Here is a 319-nt window from a genome sequence, read left to right as displayed (position 1 = left end):
CGTTCGCGTTCCGTTTCACGGGGTCGCCGGTATGGCTGTTAGCCGCCTCCCTGATCGGGGCCGCCGCGTCCGTCGGCTTCCATCTCGCCTTCGTACGACTGCACCGGGCGTCCGCGTGAGCCCCGAAGCCCACGACATGCCCGCCGGGTTCGACGCCACCATCCACGCCCCGAACCGGCTGCGCATCTGCGCCCTGCTGGACACCGCGGGCGAAGCCGAGTTCGGGCTCGTGCAGAAGCAGCTCGGGCTCTCCGCGTCCGTGCTCAGCAAGCACGCCACCGTGCTCATGGACGCCGGTTACGTCGAGCAGCGCAAGGCT

General features: G+C 69.9%; 1 protein-coding gene. It reads left to right on the top strand.

Annotated elements, in window-relative coordinates; genetic code table 11:
* Positions 1-115 precede the first annotated feature (115 nt).
* The coding region (locus JHN63_RS52195; RefSeq protein WP_307782213.1) for a transcriptional regulator at positions 116-319 on the top strand (204 nt) is incomplete at its 3' end.

The organism is Streptomyces sp. MBT65, assembly GCF_016612545.1.
Lineage (GTDB): Bacteria > Actinomycetota > Actinomycetes > Streptomycetales > Streptomycetaceae > Streptomyces.
The sequence above is the reverse complement of the archived record's forward strand: the minus strand, read 5'-3'. Positions and strand labels throughout refer to the sequence as shown.